Below are 18,237 nucleotides of genomic sequence, written 5' to 3' on the forward strand. Positions count from 1 at the left end.
GCGATTGACGCCTTCGGCTGACGCGGGCCGCGCCGGCATCGCGCGGAGCGCAGTGGCCCAGGGTTGCGCGACGCCGCGAGGTGTGGCGCTGCCTGGATTGCTGCGCTCGCAACGGCGGGCGCGTCGAGACTGCCGATTCTCGGCGTCGTGACGCCTCGGCAAGTCCCACGGAGGAGGTCCCCGGGTCATCGGGCCGGGCCTGAGATCCGATCGACCGGACAGGGTGCAGGACGAGATCTGCATCGGCACATCGGATCCAGAGCCCGAGTGAAACGCGGCCTTAAGAAGCGCGTGGGTAATTTGCACACGGACCCGCCGCCGGGCGATTCCGGCAGATCCGTGCCACGAGCGCCTTCATGAGTACCGTCTCATCGACCACGACATCGCAGCTCTCCGCACCGCGATGGTCCTCCCAGAACAACCCCAAGACGCAGATGTCCGACACGATCAGCAGCGAGCTGTCGGCCGGGACACTGAGCGGCACTGACGCCACCGCATTGACGAACGCCCTGTCGTCGATCGATTCGAGTCTGTCGGCGGATCGGACCGCCTCGAGCAACAGCACGCCCCAGGCGAAGCTCGATCCGTCCTCCATGAAGGACCGGATCGACAGCCTGATCTCCGATCAGGTCAGCAGCGGCACGCTGACCAGCGACCAGGCCACCGAGCTGAAGAACCTGTTCTCCAGCCACGGCCAGAGCACGCAGACCTCCGACGCCACGTCGGATGACGGCGGCCTTTCGGGCGTCGGCGGCCCGCCTCCGGGGCCACCGCCCGGGCCGCCGCCGGGCGGCTCCGCATCCGGCTCCATGAACGGAACGTCGTCGGATTCCGGGAGCGGGTCCGGCACAACGTCGACGAACGACCTGCTCTCCACCTTCATCCAGCAGCTTCAGAGCGGCCAGTCGGGCAGCGTGGGCTACGGGGCGAGCGGCACCAACGCCAGCACCAATATCTCGGCCCTGCTGTTCGACTTCCAGAGCTGAGGCCGGCACGCGTCCCGCCGAAGGAGCCAGCGGGACGCGGTGCGCGCGTGGCCGAGGCCCCGAGCGTCTCGATCCGTCACCCGGCGCATCGCCCGAATGCGCCGGGCGGGGTCGACCCTCGCGGCGCGACGGGGCATCACGGCGCCATCGCATTCGCGCGGCCGAGGATGGCCGGGAGGCACGGCAATGGCGGCAGGACTGGCAGCAGGGCACGGGGCCGGATTGCCCAAGGTCGCGTTCATTGGAACCGGCGGGACGATCTCGTCGCTGGGGCGCGATGCCCTCGACATCCTCGACTACACCGCCACCGATCGGCGCCTCGAAGCCGGTGCAATCCTGGACGCCGTCCCCGAGCTGGCGACGGTGGCGTCCGTGGTCCCGGTCCCGTTCCGCGCGGTCCCGAGCCCGGCGATCGGCTTTGCCGAGTGGCGCGACCTCGTCCGGCTGTGCGCGCGCCTCGCAGACGAGCACCCGGACCTCGCCGGGATCGTGATCGGGCACGGCACCGCCACCCTGGAAGAGACCGCCTACGCCCTCAGCCTGACCCTGACGGTCGATCTGCCGGTGGTGCTGGTGGGCTCGCAGCGGCCCATGAGCGCGCTCTCCACCGATGCCAAGCTCAACCTCGTGGCCGCCGTGCGCACGGCGGCGGCACCGGAATCCCGCGGGCGCGGCGTCCTCGTGGTGCTCAACGACGAGATCCAGGCGGCCCGCGAGGTCACCAAGACCTCGGTGGCGCGCCTTCAGACCTTCCGGACCCCGGATTTCGGCGTGCTCGGCCACGTGGACGGTGACACCGTCCGCTACTATCGCCGCTCCGAGCGCGCGACCGCTCCGGGCACGCCGTTCGACATTCGTGACCGTCCGGCGCTGCCGCGGGTCGACATCGCCTACGGCTACGCCGATGCCGACGGCACCGCGGTGCGGGCGTTCCTGGCGGCAGGCGCCCGCGGCCTCGTCTCGGCCGGGCTCGCCCCGGGCATGACCCCGCCTGCCGAGGCCGAGGCCCTGGAGGCGGCCGCCGCCGACGGGATCGTGGTGGTGATGTCGACCCGGGCCGGGAGCGGCGTGGTGCCCCTCACCACCCGCTTGCGCAGCCGCGGCATCCTCAGCGCCGACAACCTCACGCCGCAGAAGGCCCGGATCCTGCTCGCGCTGGCGCTGACCGTCACCCACGAGCCGGACGCGGTGGCGCGCCTGTTCGCGACCTACTGAGGCGCGGCCCGCGAAGCGCGGCCAGCCACGCATGGGCGCGGCACCGAGCCTGACCGGGCGCGCATCGGCTCATCCCTCGGCGGCGTCGGTGCCGGCAGAGGCCGGAGCCCGATGCGGACACGCACAACGCGGTTTCCTGGACCTCCCATGGGGACCCGTCAGCCGGGTTCACGCCGCCGGCAGGTCCCGCGTCATGTCGATGGCGAACGTCTCGACCTGCTCGATGAGCTGGTTGATGGTCGCCAAGCCGTCGCTGATCTGCACGCCGAGTTCGACGTTGAGCCTGTCGATCCGGGCATCGCCGGTCGGCCCGCGGCGATCCAGGCCTGTCCTCTGTTCCGTGAGCTCGGCCCGTTTCCGATGCAGCTCCGCCAGCAATGCGTCGATCTGTGCGCCCACCAGACCGGCGACCGGGTCCTGGGGCTGCTGCGGGACGATGATCTGGGACATGGCAGTCTGGCTCTTCCTCCGGGATGAGCGGCTTAGCGCCCTTGGCCTTCCTGAAGCTGGCCTGCGCGGATCGGTGGCGGCGGCCGGCCGCGTGCCGCCGCGCCTCGCGTTGGGCCGGCGCGGAGGCTGGCCGCGCCGTGTTCGTCGGCCCGGTCAGCCTCGCCCGCTCAGAACTCGAAACCGGTCAGGCCGTGACCATGATGCGTGTCCACGACAGGAGCGCTGTCCGCGAGGGAGGCGCGGCACGCGACGGCCGGCCTTCGTGACAGCCGCACGACGGCGGTGCGCATGGCCCGCGGCGCGCCCCTCCGGCTGGAGGTCTGCCGAACCGCCACAGAAGAGACTTAGGAGATCCGACCGAACGCCGCTTCGGCACGCGAGACCCGAGACCCGAACCCAATGCCGCTGATCGATCCCGCCCGTACGCTCCTCCTCGTCATCGACGTTCAGGTCCGGCTGATGCCGGCGATCGCCGAGGGCGCTGGCGTGCTCGCCAACACGGGCCGCCTCGCCGCGGCCGCGAAGCTCCTCGATGTGCCGGTCCTGTTCACAGAGCAGAATGCCGGAGGCCTGGGGCCGACCGTGCCGGAACTTGCGCCGGAGCCGGGAATGGCCTTCCCGAAGATGAGCTTCGGCGCCGTGCAGGCCCCGGGCTTCCTCGAGCGTCTGCCCGCGGATCGCGACCTCGTGGTGGCCGGCTGCGAGGCGCATATCTGCGTGCTTCAGACGGCGCTCGGCTTGCTGGAGGCCGGGCGGCGGGTCTGGGTGGTCCGCGACGCGGTGGGCTCCCGCCGGATCGAGAACCGGGACGCGGCGCTCGTCCGCATGGCGGCCCACGGCGCCGAGATCGTCACCACCGAGATGGTGGTGTTCGAGTGGCTCGGAACCGCCCGGCACAGGCGGTTTCGCGAGGTCGTCCGGCTCATCAAGTGAGCGGCGCGCCGCTCGGCGCGGCGCCTCAGCTCCCGTCGAGGGCTGCGCGGGTCCGGGCGTCGGGTCCGATATCGTCGGTGCCGTCCATCCCCAGCACCTCGATCAGGCGCAGGCGCGCGCGGCTGACCCGGCTCTTGATGGTTCCGACCGCGACGCCGCAGATCGCCGCGGCCTCCTCGTAGGTGAAGCTCTGGGCGCCCACGAGGACCAGCGCCTCACGCTGGGCGGCAGGCAGACGGTTCAGGGCGCTCTGGAACTGCGCCATCTCCATCCGGACCTCCTGCTCGGGCAGGGCGGTCAGCCGGCCGGCATGCACGCCGTCGGCGTCCTCCACCTCGCGCTTGCGCTTGCGCTGCTCCGAGTAGAACAGGTTGCGCAGGATCGTGAACAGCCAAGCGGTCAGGTTGGTCCCCCGGCGGAAGCTGGCGGCGTTGATCCAAGCGCGCACCAGCGTGTCCTGGACGAGGTCGTCCGAGCGGTCGAAGTCGTAGGTCAACGAGAACGCGAAGGCGCGCAGGGCCGGGATCGCCCCGAGCAGCAGGTCGCGCATCTCGGCATCAGCGCCGGCCGGCGCGGGGCCGGACCCGCTCCCCGCGGGAGCAGCTTGCAGCATCAGGGTCATGGCTGGGCCTCCGTCTCGGCGCAGGCGGCGAGGTCGTCGAGGAGCGTCCGGAGCCGGTCCGGGATCGGCTGCGCCAGGACCGCCGCGTAGTGCAGCCGCAGGCCGCGCCCGATCCGGTCGCGCGCCGCCGCATCGATCGGGCGGCTCTGCCTCGCCCGGAGCGTCGCGAGGCCGAGATCGGCCGCTTCGATCGTCTCGGCGGCGCCTCTGATCGGCCGCTCGTCGTCGTTCCCCATCATGGCCGCGCCCCTAACGTGCGCGATGCGGCCCCGAGGGGCATGGCGGTCCGCCGTGCCGCTCATCGACCGAGCACGGCGCGAACACGCCTCATCGCCTTCCGGCGGCGCTGGTAGGCGCAGCGGATTTAATCGCCTCTGAATTGCACATTCATCTAATCTTAATCTTATAACGGTCGAGCTTGACCGGTTATAAACGCGGATCACCTTAGTTACAAATCAGAAATACTTATTTACAGCTTGGCCGTTACGGATATCGGTGGATCCGTCTGAACGGGGGCTGAGCGGCGACCCGCCCGGGCGGGCGTCCAAGACGCCCTGTTGGCGCGCGCTCGGCCTGTCGCGCGCTGTTGCATGGCGTCCTGGAGCGGAGGCGCGCATTGGTCCTGATCGATGGGCAGGCGCACCGCAGGTCCTGCGCCCGCGCGGGAAGCTGGGGCCGTGGAGGGGATCGAACTCCCGTCCTTCGGTTTGCGAAACTGACGAAAGGGCATCACGCGGCCTAACACAGGCTCACAGCGAGCGGATCGTTGTAAGGCTTTGCAGGGGCTTGTATTTTCGAGAGTATTGGCTCGTGCTGGTCACTGAGCCTAACAGACCCACGCGTGCCTTCGGTGTGCAGGCCAAGCTGCGTGCGGAGGGCCGGCTTTGACCCTGTTTCGAGGTGTTCTCCTGTCGCTAGGGCTAGGGGTGTGGCGGCTGGGACGGCAGGGAGATTGAGTACGGCGCGTCAATCGTCATCGTCCCGGTTCGATCTCCTCAGGCTGTGCAGCCAGATCGAGACAACCACCGTCACCGAGAGCGGAGCGCCGACGACGAGCGCAACGGTCTCAAGGGCACCATCCATGTGGCCTCTTTATCCGCCAAGGGCGGCCGTCCTCTTCCTGCGAATTGGGGAAGGACGTCTGTGATGTGTATCACACCGGCCACGTAGAAAGGCTCAGGTCCGCCACGGCCTTGAGCGGCAAGCGGGGCCTGCGAGCGGGGCGTGATGATGTCACCATTTCTCCTCGCTGATGAGCGTGCCGCCCTGGTCGAAGGTGCCACGCCAGCCGCTGTTCAGCAGGCGAACGGTTACCCGCGTGCAGCCCGCCTCCTCTTTGATCCGGGCGTCGACATAGCCGTAGCGCTCCAAGCGCTTCAGGTCCTCGGTACCCACACCGAGTCGTGCGGCGAGTTCGCGGGGATCGACGACCCAATCGCCCAGATGACCGAGGGTGAGCCGCATGGAGCGAGCCTCTATCGGCGCGACGGCAGATGAGGTCCTGAGGTCGGCTGATCAGGCGACGCATGCGCCACCGATCGGCAAAGGGCCCGCAGCGGCAGACGCTCCGTTGCTCTTAACCGATCACCAATCGGATGAGCAGGCAAGCCACCGATGAGCCGGCGACAGCGATGCCGAGCAGAACCGGACTGGCGAGCTGGTCTACGGCATCGACGCACTGACCGCGACGGTGGTCCGGATGGTTGGCCGCTCCATTGCTCGCCAAGCTTGTGTTGAGATCCGGATAGACTGGATAGACAGGCGCTCTCATGGGAATCTCCTGCTGAGAGGAGGCTCGACTCACCTGATTCCTAGGATAGCGCAGTCTCGAAAACTGTTCAAATCTAGACGGTAGGGCTGGCCGCCGCTGCTCGGCTTCATATCGACCTCGATTGCCCGTGTGGCTTCCTCAAAGGCCTTCTCTTCAGTCAGGAAAGCGCTGTCCGAGCGCTCGATCCGCTTCTCGGACTTCCGCAGCGTGTTCGGAATTGCATCCACGCCCGCCCGTCTGCCCTGGGGGACAAGTTCGCGGGCGAGCGTGGAAGGTCAGCGACCGGTCCCGCCGCCGATAGGGCGGCTTATGCAATCATCGTCAGGGTCATCGCCGTGACAGACTTGTTGCCTCTCATGAGCGCCGCTCGCGCATCCGGCGCGGGCCGCTGTAGCCGACATGGCTGAGGCCGCAGTCATCCCGGCATAAGTCGCTTGGCATCCGGCAGGTGAGAAATGGCGCCAAGCTGTTGTTAGGACTGGTGCCGGTGGAGAGGATCGAACTCCCGACCTTCGGTTTACAAAACCGCTGCACTACCGCTGTGCTACACCGGCAGGCACACGGAAACCATTGAGGAATTTGGCGGTTTCCGTGCGTCTGGCGCGACTTTGACAACGTTTAAGGGCGTCTCGTCAAGGCACAAAACCCGGCCCCTTCCGGTCCCGGGTCGTTCGCGTTCCCGTCAGGCGAGCGCAAACAGGCTCGCCCGCGGGCCATTACCCTGCGGGCGCATCCAATGACGGGATGAGGCCCGCGCATGGCAAGGCTGGGCCGCTGCGCCCGCGTGGGTGCGACCCGGGCGTTGTGCCGGCTGAGAGCGCGGCCTTCCCCGCCAAGTCAGTAAGAGTAATCCCGGCGCGGGTAGGCCTGAGGCGGGCCGTAGCCGGTTCCACGCGGCTGAACGCGTGCGCCGTAATCGATCTCGCGCCGCGCCTGACGGTTGGCCAGAGCCCGTCCGGTCAGGCACCCGGCGACCGCGCCGACCACGCCGCGCTCGGCCAGATAATGGCCGGCGAGGCCGCCGATGATCGCGCCCTTGATGCAGCCCTTGGCCTCGGCCGCTCCGACACTCATGAGGGCCATGACGGCGACGATGGATGCGCGTCCGACGATGTGCATGCTGGTGCTCCCGTTGATGCCGACAAGAACTTGCGCAGACGCAAGCGCGTTCCCCCCACGCTCATCGGCTTCAAGCCTGCACGCCGGTGCCGCGCTGCGCCCGCGTCGGGCCTGGGCGGTCGATGATCCGCAGGCAGGGAGGCCCGACAGAGCCCGCACCCGCGGGCGGCCGAGGAGGCTTGCGCGTCGGCCCATTTCTTCAGCGGCCGGTAGGAACGGTCTGCACGGGTGGGTGGTTCGAAGCTGTTGCGACGCCATCGACAAGGGAGACGTGCATGGACATTTGGCACCTCATCGAACGCGACCACGAGAACATCGGTGGCCTGATCCGCGAGATCCCTTACGCTCTCAACGATCCCGGCGCGGTCGGCGGCCGAGAGCAGATGCTGTCCGATCTCATGGCTGAGCTGGACCTACATGCGATCGCCCTCGACGCCAGCCTCTACGGTCCCCTGAGCCGCGAGAGCCAGACACGCGCGCTGATTGAAGACCTGCACCGCGGCCACGCGGAGTTCAGGCGCCAGTTGCAGCAGCTCGCCCGCTATTCGCGGAGAAACTCGGCCGGCTGGCTCGACACCTTCGAGGATGTCACGTTCCTCGTGGATCAGCACCTGCACCGCCATGTTCACGAGCTGGTCCCGGCAGCCCAGACCCTTCTCGGGCCCGAGGAGGTCGCCGCAGCGACACGGGCTTTCGTGCGCGCCAAGACGAACGCCCTTCGGACGCGCCGGCGGCGCACTGTGGCGGGGGGGTTGTCGAGCGAGGTCGCCCTCGTTGCGACGCTCGCCGGCGTGGCGGTCGGACTCGGTTATCTGGTCTGGAACGGCGGCCGGTTTGGCGGCTCGCGGTCGCGCCGCGCAGCCGAGGCGGGGGAGCGTGTCCCCCGGCAGGCGGTGCGCCCGATGCCACGGTGACCGCCGTCGACACCGCGGTGGGGCGCAAGGCGGCGCCCGCGCATCGGGACGCGCCGCCCACTTGGACCCGCCCCGAGCTGCTCGCGGGGCGGGGGAGCAACCGATCGCCCCCGCGGCCGTAGGGATGCGCTATGCCCGTTCAGCCTCAGCACGATGCGCCTCGTGTTGGCGCTGCAGGCCTTCGAAGGTGAGCAGAAGGCCCATGGCCTCCTCGACAGGCAATCCGTCTGCTCTGAGGCGAGCGACGAGCGCGCGCTGCTTCGCGACGTGCTCTGCACCTTCGCGAACATGCCGCCGCAGCATCTCGATCTCGGTTTCGCCCGGTTCCATGCGGGCAACATAACCGATCTCTGATGAGAACCGCCGTCGGCTGATCAGAGACTAGCGAGACGCCGCGCCGTTCAGCCGGCGCCCCGTGAAGGTCAGCGTCCCCGCGTAGATCTGGCTGCCTTCCTCATCACGGACCATCACCGTAACGGCTTGGTTGTCGCCGTCGTTTGAGGTGATCAGCTCTGCGACATCCGGCAAGCTTGCCATAACCCTCTCACGGGCGGCTTCGATAGTCTGGCATTTCAGGCCTTCCGCATCACGCTGGATCTCGCCATCGTGGATGTCGAAGTAGAAGCGAGGCGCTTAGGCCGCCTTCCGACCTTGATCTGCCCCATGGCCGTCAACGGCCGAGCTTCGGCATGCACGAGGTCATCCAAGGGGCTTGATCACAGGCGGGTGTGGGGGGGCGCTGCAAGGCGCCAACCTGCTCTTGAGCCAATCCGAACCGTGAGGCGGCTCAGCGTCAGGATGGCCGGCGGCAGGAAATTCAAGCTGCGCGCGGTGCCTTCGCCCGTCTCCGAATAGCGTGATCAACGCGCCGGAAGGACCTCCGCAGCGCCCTGTCGAGCGGCTAATCGGACATCGGTCGCGCGCTCACGCGCCCGTCCTTATCCTTCGAAAACTCATTTTTTGCTCGCAACAGCATGGCGCGGATATGCGCTCGTCTCTTGAGCCTATCCGAAAGGCCGTAATCGACTTGCCCCTCTCCTTTAGCAATGACCGCCATAATGGCGCCTCCAGAGCCTTAAGATGTACCGCAATCCATGCGATCGCGACTTAGGGACGCTCGTAGCTCGATTTCCGTTCCTATCCCTATGCGATTTCGCACAGGTTGACCTACGTTAGCACCAGGGAAGAGCGCTGTTCGGGGGCAAGAATGCTCAGACGGTTCTATTTCGACGTCGACAACGGTCGGGAGATAATCCGGGACGATGAAGGCGTCGAGGCCGCAGATCTGGAGCAAGCGCTGACCGACGCGCGCGGCGTCATCGGCGAAATGGCGGACGATCTCGGTACCACCGATCTCAACAACCCGTGGACGCTCGTCGTGCGTGACGAGATGGGATTGACTGTTGCGCACGTGCCAATCGGACTGTTCTCCAGCGCGCACCGGATGCCGCGTCGCGGCTGAGCGGCCGCTCTCATCGCGTTGGACTGTCGCCGGACGAGGATCGCGCGGCCGCCGGAATCATCGCGCGTGCCCCGACGGTTGAGCTGGAACGGCGGTCGGGATCGCTGGCGCCTCTGGCGATCTGCTCCGCGCCGTTGATGAGGCCGGCGGTGTTCCCGACACAGAAGAGCGCCGAGCCCCGCAACCCAAAAGCGCACAGCTTCGTTCCTGCGGCTGATCCGAACCGGGTCAGCTACGGGAGGAAACAATGCTACGTTTCGGAGTGGGGTTGGCGCTGACGATGGCCATGGGGGGCATCGCACTGGCTGCGCCGATGACGACAGAGGACAAAGCCGCGCTGCAGCAGCAATGCAGCGGCGATTTCACGACCTTCTGTGGCGACATGCCTCCTGCGGATAGTCCAGAGACGCAGGCCTGCTTCGACAAGAATATGTCCAAGCTCTCGCCGGGCTGCCAGAACGCGATCCAGGCCTACAAGAAGAAGGGCTAGGCGACTCCGCCTGCACGCGAGGCTCAGCGGCAGACGAAAGCCCGCCACAGCGGTTTGCTGGGCGGGCTGAGATTGTCGCGGGTCGGACGAGAAGTCCGGATTGCACGAAACACCGTCGCGGACCTCACCACAACGGAGTGCGGCCTTGGTCACTCAGGTGCGGCCGGTCCTCTGAGCGTCCGACCCACGGCGCGTACTCTGGCGCGGTTGGCCTCACCCTGCACGTAGCTGATAACGCGACGTCGGACCGCCACGTCCTCGATCTGCTCGAACGCCCGGATCAACTCGGCATTCTCTGACAGGCTCAAGCCCTTTGCGTCGTTGAGCTGTCTCGCGACCCGGAGGGTCTCGATCGAGATGCCGAGTGCATCGGCAATCTGCGAGAGGGCTTGTGCCGTGTCATCCATGCCCGGAACCCCAGGTCAGTTCGCAAGGCTCAACCGCTAGGTTTGTATGCAACCGCGTACAAATCACGGAAGCGTGCGTCGTCGGGTTTGATCGGCCTGCCGTGCTTCAGGCACATGGCTGGTTGCGCGCGGCGCGATCGATCCGGGCGGCGCTGATGATTCGGCCGTGCAGAGGCCGCGATGCTGGAACCGCCCGACGCGCGGCGGTCGCAGGATGGACCGAGGTCAGACGACGTGCGGCGGCAGGATCAGGAACTGCGCGTGCACGATCAGGCTGAAGGCCATGGCGGCCGTCACGACGGCGTCGACGAACCGGCTGGTCATCGTGGCTGGCTTGGTCATGGCGTACCCTTCCGATCCTGTGGCCGGCGACCGGCCGCGTCGGGACAGGCTTATGGTTAAGCCCGGTATCCGGCTGATTGCGCCGATTGTTGCGTCCGTGGCGTCGTTCGCGCGCTCCGCGCCTCCCCGGGCGAACGGCGCGTGCGCCCCTTCAGGGTCGCCGAGGGGCCCAGGCTTTCCTGCTCTACTGGAGCGTGCATGCGCCCGCGGGCACCTCGCGCCCGGCTTCCAAGAGGGCGCGCAGCTTCCGCGCTGCGATCAGGATGATGTCGGGACGCGCGACCCCGTGAGGCGTCTCGGTCACGAAGCGCCGAAGCGCTTCCGTGAGATTCCGCTCGATCTCATCCATCAGCTTGAGGCCCTTGGAGCCCTCAAGCCTCAGGTAAGCGTCGGAGAGCGTGAGGTAAGCCGCGCTCGCAAGGAGGAAGGCGACGCCGTTGGCCTCCTGCACCTCATCAGGAAGCCACTCGCTTTCCGCGACGCTGTTTTCCATAGGCCGGGTCCCGCCAAGTGTGTCTCGGCGGGTTGTGTATCGAGTTTTGGAACAGCGCTGATTGATAAATCTGCGCTTTCACCCAGTGCTGCAGTTCCTCCGATCATGCAACGCGGGTCGCTCATCGCCTATCCGGTGCCCGATCCTCCGCGCGCGCGGCTCGGTGCGGGCCACAGCACCCTGCCGGAGGGTACGATCACGCGGCGCAAACGTCAGGGCGCGAACTTCAGGCTGATCTTACGGCCGTCGTGCGAGACGACGTGGCACAGCTTGTCCACTTCCAGAGCCGCCGAGATCAGTCGCAGTTTCTGTGGGATGGGGCCATCTGACGCCACCTCGATCAGGGCTCCGCCCTTGTTGAGGTTCCAGATCAGGCAGCCGCAGCGTTCCTTCGGATCGCCAAAATAGATCTGTCCCGTTTTCAGGCCGGCTCGGATCGCCTCGCTCTTCCTGTTTTCAGACACAAAAACTCTCATACGTTATAAAATCGAATATTTATTATACTATCGGCCCATAGGCTAGCTTCCACATCAAATGATGCGCGCGATCGTGGCGTGGGATGAGTACTTACGCCCGCGGGACCCGCGAACTGTTCGGCTGACCGTCGCCGGAAGTTCGGGACACCGACCGTCAGACGACGCAACGAGGCTCCATCGTCGCGAGGCAATGCTGCCGAAACGCCCGACATTCACCGTTCTGCGGGGGGCAGGCGCGGCCGGGAGACCGCGCCTCGATCGGCATCGGGAGCGGGCCTGGGGCGCCTTCGGAAGCTGCGGGCTTCCGCAGGCCGCTGTCGTCCGGGACGCTCAGCGTGCGGGGGCTGCAGCCGGAGCGGGATTCTGCGGCGACAGGGCCGACCCGGAACTCTGCTGCGAGGCGGTGTGCTGTTGGCTCCCCGTCTGCCAGGTCCAGTACCCCGCGATCCCGCCCGCGAAGACGAGGCCCATCACCACGAGGCCGATCACGATCGGCTTGAGATCGCGCCACTCCCGACGCTTCGCTGGCTCCACGGTATTCCCTCTCGACGTGACGGATTGTGGCTTGCACGCCCCGAGCCGCTAACCGCGCAACCGCCCGACCGGGTCCGCCGCTCCGGCCCACAGCGGCGTTCCCGAATGTCGAGCCGGTCAGGTGCGGAGGCCGCGCCGTCGGCCCGCGCCCGAGCTCCACGATCACGTGTGAAACGGCACGGCCGTTCGCGCGGTGGTCTTGTCATCGGCGCGGCTCCGGCTCACGCGCGACACGATGATCGCGACGCGGCGCCTTCCCGACCGACCTATGGACGTTCCCGGAGACGCTTCGTGAGCGCGCACGCCGCACCGCCCGCTCCGGATGCCCTCCGGCTCGTGATCGTCGGCGGCGGCTTCACCGGCGCGGCGCTCGCCATTCATGCGATGCGGGCCGCTGCCGGTCCCCTCGACATCGTCGTGCTGGAGCCCCGGGCGGAACTTGGGCGCGGCGTGGCCTACGGCACGGCGGACCGGAACCATCGCATCAATGTGCCGAGCGACCGCATGGACGTCGCCGCCGCCGAGTCCGGGGCCGCGACCGCGTGGTTTCGCGCGCAGGGCCTCCTGCCGGAGGGCGAGGCGGCGCGCTACCTGCCGCGCGCTGCCTACGGTGCCTATGTCGGGGACCTGCTTGCCCGGACAGGCGCGACGGCCGGCGACCGGGTGCGCCTGCGCCATCTGCGGATGGCGGCCACCGCAGTGCGGCCGCAGAACGGCGCCTGGATGGTGGACACGGATACGGGTGAGCGGATCGCGGCGGACCGCGTCGCCCTGTGCTTCGGCCACGCGGTGCCGGCTCTGCCCTGTCGTTTCGGTCCGGGCGTCGCCGCGTCCCGCCGCTTCGTCCCGGATCCCTGGGCGATCGACGCCCTGGCCGCCATCGAGCCCGGGGCCTCCGTCCTGGTCGTCGGCACCGGGCTCACCATGGCCGACGTGGTGACGAGCCTCCGGGCGGGCGGCCATCGCGGAGCGATCACCGCGGTGTCGCGCCGCGGCCTCCTGCCCAGGGCGCACGGAGTCTTCCTGACGAGCCTCGACGTGCTGGGGCCGGATCGGCCGCGGACCGCTATTGATCTGCTGCGCCTGCTTCGGCGGCAGGTCGCGGCCGCCGATCCCGCCCTGGGCTGGCAACCGGTGCTCGACTCGTTCCGCAAGGTCCTGCCCGATGTCTGGAATGCCCTGCCGGCCGCAGAGCAGCGGCGGATCGTGCGCCGCCTGCTGCCGTTCTGGGAGGTGCACCGGTTCCGCATCGCGCCGCAGATCGCGGCCGGCCTCGCGCAGGCCGGGGCGGAGGGGCAGCTCTCCGTCCGGCGGGCCTCGGTGATCGGCCTGGCGCTGGCCGCGGATGGCCGCTTGGAGGCGGAATTGCGGGCGGGCAGCGCCACGGAACGCCGCCGGTTCGACGCGGTGGTGCTCTGCACCGGGCCGGAGCGCGACGTCTCGCGCAACCCGCTGGTGGCGGCCCTGCTCGCCGACGGCACCGCGCGCCTCGACGCGGTCGGGCTCGGGCTCGCCGTCGACCGCCGCAGCCGCGTGCTCGGCGCGGCGGGCGTGCCCCAGCCGGGCCTCTACGCCTTCGGCCCGATGACCCGGGGCAGCTTCGGCGAGATGAGCGGTGCCACCGACATCGCCCACCACATCGAGGCCGTCGTGGCCGGCCTGCTGGAATGGGATCTCGAGGGCGCTCTCCGCCGGGGCGGCCGCCGGCTCGGCGCCGGAGACGGCGGCCTCATCGACGAGCCCGTCGACCGAGCCTGACGCTCGAAAGCTCCTGCGCATCCGCAGGGCGTGAAAGGCGGACCCGGTCTGTGTCTCGTTGACGGTCGCCGGGAGGCTGGCCTAAGCAGCCCCATGATCTGTCGCGCCAGCAACGCCGTGAGCTATCGCCCGCCCTCACCATAGGGCGGCTGCGTTCGATCACGACCAACGATCATACCGAGCCGCCGCATTCCGGCGGCGCTTTCATATCCAGGCAGGTCTCCGGGGGCGGCGCGTCCACCACCGACGAGAGACCACAATGCCCTCCCAGCGATCAGCGTCCATCCCCTCGGCCGGCGACCAGCCGGTCGAACCTCAGGCACCGTGCCTCTTCGAGGTTGAGCACGGCGACACCGTCATTCGCATCGCTGACGATTGGGACGGTCATGTCCTCATCGAGAAGCTGTACGTTGCCCTCCGGGAAGCCCGTCAGGCGCGGGACAAGGCGGCCCTGCTGCGGGCAGCAGGGCCTGTCCGCGCGGACAAGCCCGCAGAGCGTCCAGCGACGTAACGGTTCGGTCCGCGCCGCAGGCGGCCCCCGCCACGGGTGCCAACCGTCGGGTTTCGCCCGGTGGCGCCCTGTCGGCGATCCTTGAATCGCCCACAGGGTTCTAGCCGGCCCGCCGCACGGTGCGGCGGACGGTCCGGCGCGGCTCGGCGCCCCAGCGGTACTTGTACGGCTCCTCACCCCGCAGGAAGTGGAACTCCGCGGCCCCCGCCGCCGCGGCCGTCTCGATCAGGCAGGCGAAGGCGAGTGTGCCGAAGCTCTGCCCCGGGACGCTCATGTCGACGGCGTTGATGTAGGAATAGCCAGCGCGCGGGTCGGCGAGGCCGTACAGCACGGCCATGATCGCTGCCTCGCGGCGGACCAGGGACATCCGGAGCAGGCCGGCCTCGGCCAGCGCCGGGGCCGCGCTCCGGTGGAAGGCCTGGATCCGGGGATCCGCCAGGACCCCGGGCTGGCCCTCCCGGGCCCAGCGCGCCGCGTGCAGCGCGAACAGCGCGTCCAGCGCCGGGCCGATCTCGGCGGGCGTGGCGAGCGCCTCGGTGACGCCGCCGAGGCGCCCGGCCCGATGCCGGTCATGCACGACCTTGCGGCGCTGCGTGCCGGTGAGGGCCGCGAGCGGCGAACCCGCGCCGGGCAGCGTCAGGACCGGGCAGATCTCCGCCTCGGTGTCGTGGGCCTGCCAGCCCCCGGGCACGGGTCCGAGGAGCGGGGAATCGGCGCGCAGGTCCGGCAGCAGGAGCTCGTCCCACCGGTCCGCCGTCGCCAGGATCGCGGACCACAACCGGTCCACCGGGGCGCCGGGCACGACCAGGGCATCGCAATAATCGCTGTGTCCGGCCCCGACCGGCACGAGCCGGCGCACGCCGGCATCGTGCCAGACGAACAGCGGCAGGGCCGCCACGAGATCGCCGGCCGGGTCGCGCACCGCCGCGTCCAGGCGCTCGCCGCCGCCGAGATGCGTCCACCACGCCTCCAGCCAGGCCGGGGACTGGAAGGGCGTGGCGCGCGGGTCGCGCCGCCACAGGGACCAATGCTCCTGCCGGTTCACGCGCGCCGCCTCAGGTGAAATCCCGTGCCGTCCCAGATCCTGAACGGGCGCTCGCCCGCCCGCAGCACCGCGAAGCCGTGGGCGGCGGCCAGCGCCCGGGCCTCGGCGTGATCCCGCTCCGGGTCGGACCGGTAGGACCAGTTGAACACCAGCAGGTCGCCGCCCGGGACCAGCACCCGCGCGGCTTCCGCCAGGAAGGCGTCGAGGCCGTCCGCCTGGACCACGTAGGGCAGGCTGTCGACCGCGATCAGGAGATCCACGGCGCCGTCCGGCACCGGGCAGAGGCCGTCGGCATTCTGCGCGAAAGCCAGGTTGCCGCGTTCGCCGGCCCGGCGGCGGGCCTCGGCGACCATGCCGGCGGAGAGGTCGAGGCCCAGCACGCGTCCGGCCTCGCCGGCGAGCGCGGCCGCCACCCGGCCGATGCCGCAGCCGAAATCCACCACCCGGCGTCCCGCCGGCGGGGCCCAGGCGCGGATCACCGCCACCAGCTCGTCGGTGGCGGCGGCGAGGTCGTCCGGGTCGCCGAACGTGTAGAAGGCGACGCCGGCCTCGGGCGCCTCGTCGGCCAGGCGGTCGAACAGAGCCGCCGTCGCCGCCCGGACATCCGCCCCCTCCGGCCACAGGCCCGAGCGCGCCAGCCGGCCGAGGGCGTCGAGGCGGCCGCGGTGGCGCTCCGCCAAGCGGGCCAGGGCGGCCAGCGGCGGCGCGTCCGGCCGCTCCGCAGCGGCGCGTTCGAGCCGCGCGACGTCGATCGCCCGGCCGGACAGCAGCAGGCGGGACAGGGCGATCTGGGGCGAGATCTCGCCGCGCGCGCAGGCTTCGAGGATCTCCGGATCGGTCATGCGGCGAGCCTCGCGTACAGGTCGAGATAGGCGTCGGTGGTGTGCCGGAGCGCGAAGCGCGCGCAGGCCGCCTGCCGGCAGGCCGCCGGGTCGATGGCGCCGACCGTCCGGATCGCCTCGGCCATCTGCGCCACGGTGTCGACGATCAGCCCGGTGGTGCCGTGCGTGACGATCTCCGGCAGGGCGCCGGCCCGGAAGGCGATCACCGGCGTACCGCTCGCCAGCGCCTCCATGGCCACCAGCGAGGACGTCTCCGGCGCCGTCGAGGGGATCAGGACGCAGCGCGCCTGCGCGAGCAGCCGGCGCTTCTGCGCGCCCTCCACCGGGCCGACCCAGCGGCGCAGGGTGTCGAGCCGCGGCGCGATCGCGGTCTCGAAGTAGCTGCGGTGGGCCGCGTAGGGAAAGACGCGGCCCGCTGCGATCAGGGGCGCTCCCGCCATCCGGGCGGCGTCGAGGGCATCGTGGAAGCCCTTCTCGGGGGCGACGCGGCCGAGCACCAGCGCGTAGGCTTTCTTGGCCGGGCCGGGCCGGTAGGCCTCGGTGTCGACCCCGTTGGGGATCGGCGGCAGCAGCGCGATGTCGGGCGGGGTGCGCCGCGCCTGGTCGGGGGAGACCGGATTGAGCCAGGTGCCCGGGCGGTCTGGCCGGAGGGCGCCCGGATCGTACCAGTCGATCGGCAGGTGCAGGGTCGCGAGCACCGGCACCCCCGGGGGCGGCAGGTACCGGTCGAAGTCCAGGCCGTGGAGGTGAATGAGGTCGGCGGAACGCGCGCGGACGATCCCGGCCAGCAGCGCCTGCAGGCGCTCGTAGAGGGCGGTGCGATGCACCTCGGTGATCTCGCCCGCCGGCGCCGGCAGTGGCGTCAGCGTTCCCGCCGTGCAGGAGCCCGCGGCGGCGATCACCTGCGCGCGGTGGCCGGCCCGCACCAGCGCCCGGTCGAGCTGCGCCAGCACCTGCTCGGCGCCCCCCGCCGGATCGGCGGTGACCGGTGCGAACGGGTAGGCCACGCTCACGACGGTCAGGCTCACGCCGCGACGGCCTCCGCCAGCCGGCGCCAGCGCGCGGCGGTGATCGACCAGCCGAACCCGTCGTAGAGGCTCGCGCCGGGCGGCGGCGGCGCGGTGAAATCGTAGGCCGGTGCGGGCCGCCAGCGCTCGGCCTGCGGGCACCAGCCGTCGATCACCGCGGCCTGGCTGCGATGGGCCGCGATCGCCTGCGCCACGCGCGCGCGCTCGGCCGCGTCGAGGGGCCTGACCCGTTCGGGGCAGCCCGCGTCGGGCCAGAAATGGCCGAAGCGGCGCGTGCCCGCGTGCCGGTGATAGCAGGCGAACTCCGCCAGGGCCGGTGCCCGGCCGGTCCGGTCGCCGATCCGCGCGGCCGCCTTCCGCACGGCGAGTGCGGCGGTGTCGTGATCGGGGTGGCCGCCCTCATACGGATGCGTCAGGACCGCCGCGACGTCCGTCAGGTCGTGCGCCAGCCGCGCGACGAGGTCCGGCAGGTGGGCGACGGCCTCCTGATCGGGGAGGCCGTAGGCGATGCGGCGGGGGCGGGCGTCCAGCACCGCCAGGGCCGCGTCGAGCTCGTCCGACCGGGCGCGGGCGTAATCCGCGCGGGTCGCGAAGCCCAGCCGCGCGGCATCCGCCATGTCGGCGGGCGCGCTGTCCGTGAGGTGGATCAGGATCAGCCCGGACAGGCGGGGCAGGGCGGTCCCCGCCCAGAGCGTCTCGTCGTCGGCATGGGCCACGACGAGGGCGACGGGGTCGGGGATCGGCGTTCCGGACGCGAGGCGCCGCGCGAAGGCGAGGGACGCGCTCAAGGATCTGCCGATCTGGGCAAGCAAGACACCCGCAGGCTGGGACCATCGATG

The 18,237-nt window shown here is 69.9% G+C and carries 21 protein-coding genes, 1 tRNA gene and 1 pseudogene; 8 read left to right on the forward strand and 15 right to left on the reverse strand.

The genetic code is table 11. From position 1 onward, the window contains the following. The first annotated feature begins 356 nt into the window (after positions 1 to 356). Together ABIE45_RS05630 and ABIE45_RS05635 are read left to right on the forward strand one after the other, a co-directional pair. A complete protein-coding gene (locus ABIE45_RS05630) occupies positions 357 to 986 on the forward strand; it encodes a hypothetical protein (RefSeq protein ID WP_192709597.1) in 630 nt (209 codons plus the stop codon). Positions 987 to 1,172: 186 nt separating this feature from the next. Next, complete coding sequence (locus tag ABIE45_RS05635; protein WP_192709596.1) at positions 1,173 to 2,201, forward strand: asparaginase; 1,029 nt, start codon at positions 1,173 to 1,175, stop codon at positions 2,199 to 2,201. A 168-nt stretch (positions 2,202 to 2,369) separates the two neighbouring features. Here the strand turns inward: ABIE45_RS05635 and ABIE45_RS05640 are convergent, their stop codons facing one another. Next, on the reverse strand, positions 2,370 to 2,651 hold the full coding sequence (locus ABIE45_RS05640) for a hypothetical protein (protein WP_192709595.1): 282 nt from the start codon (positions 2,649 to 2,651) through the stop codon (positions 2,370 to 2,372). Positions 2,652 to 3,050: 399 nt separating this feature from the next. Between ABIE45_RS05640 and ABIE45_RS05645 the strand changes: the two genes are divergently transcribed. After that, on the forward strand, positions 3,051 to 3,584 hold the full coding sequence (locus ABIE45_RS05645; protein WP_192709594.1) for an isochorismatase family protein: 534 nt from the start codon (positions 3,051 to 3,053) through the stop codon (positions 3,582 to 3,584). 25 nt (positions 3,585 to 3,609) lie between these two features. Here the strand turns inward: ABIE45_RS05645 and ABIE45_RS05650 are convergent, their stop codons facing one another. The 5 genes from ABIE45_RS05650 to ABIE45_RS05670 all read right to left on the reverse strand — a co-directional run bounded on the left by ABIE45_RS05650 (position 3,610) and on the right by ABIE45_RS05670 (position 7,096). Next, positions 3,610 to 4,206 carry a sigma-70 family RNA polymerase sigma factor gene (locus ABIE45_RS05650; RefSeq protein ID WP_192709593.1) on the reverse strand — a complete coding sequence of 199 codons (597 nt, stop codon included), beginning with the start codon at positions 4,204 to 4,206 and terminating at the stop codon, positions 3,610 to 3,612. Continuing rightward, on the reverse strand, positions 4,203 to 4,445 hold the full coding sequence (locus ABIE45_RS05655) for a NepR family anti-sigma factor (RefSeq protein WP_192709592.1): 243 nt from the start codon (positions 4,443 to 4,445) through the stop codon (positions 4,203 to 4,205). The genes ABIE45_RS05650 and ABIE45_RS05655 overlap by 4 nt, the downstream gene beginning before the upstream one ends. 994 nt (positions 4,446 to 5,439) lie before the next feature. Then, the gene (locus ABIE45_RS05660; protein ID WP_192709591.1) at positions 5,440 to 5,670 is read right to left on the reverse strand and encodes a hypothetical protein; all 231 of its coding nucleotides are present in this window, start codon (positions 5,668 to 5,670) and stop codon (positions 5,440 to 5,442) included. Between the two features lie 786 nt (positions 5,671 to 6,456). Further along, positions 6,457 to 6,531, reverse strand: a tRNA-Thr gene (locus ABIE45_RS05665). Between the two features lie 283 nt (positions 6,532 to 6,814). Continuing rightward, positions 6,815 to 7,096: a hypothetical protein gene (locus ABIE45_RS05670; RefSeq protein WP_192709590.1), complete on the reverse strand. Its 282-nt coding sequence runs from the start codon at positions 7,094 to 7,096 to the stop codon at positions 6,815 to 6,817. A gap of 275 nt (positions 7,097 to 7,371) precedes the next feature. Between ABIE45_RS05670 and ABIE45_RS05675 the strand changes: the two genes are divergently transcribed. Further along, positions 7,372 to 8,010 carry a hemerythrin domain-containing protein gene (locus ABIE45_RS05675; RefSeq protein ID WP_192709589.1) on the forward strand — a complete coding sequence of 213 codons (639 nt, stop codon included), beginning with the start codon at positions 7,372 to 7,374 and terminating at the stop codon, positions 8,008 to 8,010. Positions 8,011 to 8,172: 162 nt separating this feature from the next. Beyond that, positions 8,173 to 8,364 (forward strand): hypothetical protein, encoded by a 192-nt coding sequence (locus tag ABIE45_RS05680; protein WP_192709588.1) that lies wholly within the window; start codon positions 8,173 to 8,175, stop codon positions 8,362 to 8,364. A 27-nt stretch (positions 8,365 to 8,391) separates the two neighbouring features. On the opposite strand, the pseudogene ABIE45_RS05685 reads toward ABIE45_RS05680, so the two are convergent. Continuing rightward, a pseudogene (locus tag ABIE45_RS05685) lies at positions 8,392 to 8,625 on the reverse strand (hypothetical protein); the annotation flags it as partial. Between the two features lie 592 nt (positions 8,626 to 9,217). On the opposite strand from ABIE45_RS05685, the gene ABIE45_RS05690 reads away from it, so the two are divergent. Continuing rightward, entirely contained in the window at positions 9,218 to 9,472 is a 255-nt protein-coding gene (locus tag ABIE45_RS05690) for a hypothetical protein (RefSeq protein ID WP_192709587.1), read from the forward strand. Between the two features lie 262 nt (positions 9,473 to 9,734). Then, positions 9,735 to 9,962: a hypothetical protein gene (locus ABIE45_RS05695; RefSeq protein WP_373622845.1), complete on the forward strand. Its 228-nt coding sequence runs from the start codon at positions 9,735 to 9,737 to the stop codon at positions 9,960 to 9,962. 149 nt (positions 9,963 to 10,111) lie between these two features. Here the strand turns inward: ABIE45_RS05695 and ABIE45_RS05700 are convergent, their stop codons facing one another. The 4 genes from ABIE45_RS05700 to ABIE45_RS05715 form a co-directional block, all read right to left on the reverse strand. Continuing rightward, the gene (locus ABIE45_RS05700; RefSeq protein ID WP_192709585.1) at positions 10,112 to 10,369 is read right to left on the reverse strand and encodes a hypothetical protein; all 258 of its coding nucleotides are present in this window, start codon (positions 10,367 to 10,369) and stop codon (positions 10,112 to 10,114) included. A 526-nt stretch (positions 10,370 to 10,895) separates the two neighbouring features. Next, positions 10,896 to 11,204: a hypothetical protein gene (locus ABIE45_RS05705; protein ID WP_192709584.1), complete on the reverse strand. Its 309-nt coding sequence runs from the start codon at positions 11,202 to 11,204 to the stop codon at positions 10,896 to 10,898. A 212-nt stretch (positions 11,205 to 11,416) separates the two neighbouring features. Next, a complete protein-coding gene (locus ABIE45_RS05710) occupies positions 11,417 to 11,680 on the reverse strand; it encodes a hypothetical protein (protein WP_192709583.1) in 264 nt (87 codons plus the stop codon). Between the two features lie 330 nt (positions 11,681 to 12,010). Then, positions 12,011 to 12,214: a hypothetical protein gene (locus tag ABIE45_RS05715; RefSeq protein WP_192709582.1), complete on the reverse strand. Its 204-nt coding sequence runs from the start codon at positions 12,212 to 12,214 to the stop codon at positions 12,011 to 12,013. A gap of 291 nt (positions 12,215 to 12,505) precedes the next feature. Between ABIE45_RS05715 and ABIE45_RS05720 the strand changes: the two genes are divergently transcribed. Then, complete coding sequence (locus ABIE45_RS05720) at positions 12,506 to 13,972, forward strand: FAD/NAD(P)-binding protein (RefSeq protein WP_373622191.1); 1,467 nt, start codon at positions 12,506 to 12,508, stop codon at positions 13,970 to 13,972. 611 nt (positions 13,973 to 14,583) lie between these two features. On the opposite strand, the gene ABIE45_RS05725 is transcribed toward ABIE45_RS05720, so the two are convergent. Genes ABIE45_RS05725 through ABIE45_RS05740 form a run of 4 tightly spaced genes read right to left on the reverse strand, consistent with a single transcriptional unit; the run spans position 14,584 to position 18,186 of the window. Then, the gene (locus ABIE45_RS05725) at positions 14,584 to 15,528 is read right to left on the reverse strand and encodes a GNAT family N-acetyltransferase (protein ID WP_192709580.1); all 945 of its coding nucleotides are present in this window, start codon (positions 15,526 to 15,528) and stop codon (positions 14,584 to 14,586) included. Beyond that, positions 15,525 to 16,370 (reverse strand): class I SAM-dependent methyltransferase, encoded by an 846-nt coding sequence (locus ABIE45_RS05730; RefSeq protein WP_192709579.1) that lies wholly within the window; start codon positions 16,368 to 16,370, stop codon positions 15,525 to 15,527. The genes ABIE45_RS05725 and ABIE45_RS05730 overlap by 4 nt, the downstream gene beginning before the upstream one ends. After that, on the reverse strand, positions 16,367 to 17,398 hold the full coding sequence (locus ABIE45_RS05735; protein WP_192709578.1) for a glycosyltransferase: 1,032 nt from the start codon (positions 17,396 to 17,398) through the stop codon (positions 16,367 to 16,369). The genes ABIE45_RS05730 and ABIE45_RS05735 overlap by 4 nt, the downstream gene beginning before the upstream one ends. Continuing rightward, entirely contained in the window at positions 17,395 to 18,186 is a 792-nt protein-coding gene (locus ABIE45_RS05740) for a PIG-L family deacetylase (protein WP_192709577.1), read from the reverse strand. Before ABIE45_RS05740 ends, ABIE45_RS05735 begins: the two co-directional genes overlap by 4 nt. Positions 18,187 to 18,237: the final 51 nt, after the last annotated feature.

This window comes from Methylobacterium sp. OAE515, from assembly GCF_041806315.1.
In the GTDB taxonomy this organism is placed as follows: Bacteria; Pseudomonadota; Alphaproteobacteria; order Rhizobiales; family Beijerinckiaceae; genus Methylobacterium; species Methylobacterium tardum.

Coding starts and splice junctions, on each gene's coding strand:
- ABIE45_RS05650 (WP_192709593.1), bottom strand. CDS start 4,206: ATGACCCTGATGCTGCAAGCTGCTCCCGCGGGGAGCGGGTCCGGCCCC.
- ABIE45_RS05635 (WP_192709596.1), top strand. CDS start 1,173: ATGGCGGCAGGACTGGCAGCAGGGCACGGGGCCGGATTGCCCAAGGTC.
- ABIE45_RS05655 (WP_192709592.1), bottom strand. CDS start 4,445: ATGATGGGGAACGACGACGAGCGGCCGATCAGAGGCGCCGCCGAGACG.
- ABIE45_RS05670 (WP_192709590.1), bottom strand. CDS start 7,096: ATGCACATCGTCGGACGCGCATCCATCGTCGCCGTCATGGCCCTCATG.
- ABIE45_RS05700 (WP_192709585.1), bottom strand. CDS start 10,369: ATGGATGACACGGCACAAGCCCTCTCGCAGATTGCCGATGCACTCGGC.
- ABIE45_RS05710 (WP_192709583.1), bottom strand. CDS start 11,680: ATGAGAGTTTTTGTGTCTGAAAACAGGAAGAGCGAGGCGATCCGAGCC.
- ABIE45_RS05640 (WP_192709595.1), bottom strand. CDS start 2,651: ATGTCCCAGATCATCGTCCCGCAGCAGCCCCAGGACCCGGTCGCCGGT.
- ABIE45_RS05630 (WP_192709597.1), top strand. CDS start 357: ATGAGTACCGTCTCATCGACCACGACATCGCAGCTCTCCGCACCGCGA.
- ABIE45_RS05690 (WP_192709587.1), top strand. CDS start 9,218: ATGCTCAGACGGTTCTATTTCGACGTCGACAACGGTCGGGAGATAATC.
- ABIE45_RS05730 (WP_192709579.1), bottom strand. CDS start 16,370: ATGACCGATCCGGAGATCCTCGAAGCCTGCGCGCGCGGCGAGATCTCG.
- ABIE45_RS05645 (WP_192709594.1), top strand. CDS start 3,051: ATGCCGCTGATCGATCCCGCCCGTACGCTCCTCCTCGTCATCGACGTT.
- ABIE45_RS05675 (WP_192709589.1), top strand. CDS start 7,372: ATGGACATTTGGCACCTCATCGAACGCGACCACGAGAACATCGGTGGC.
- ABIE45_RS05660 (WP_192709591.1), bottom strand. CDS start 5,670: ATGCGGCTCACCCTCGGTCATCTGGGCGATTGGGTCGTCGATCCCCGC.
- ABIE45_RS05705 (WP_192709584.1), bottom strand. CDS start 11,204: ATGGAAAACAGCGTCGCGGAAAGCGAGTGGCTTCCTGATGAGGTGCAG.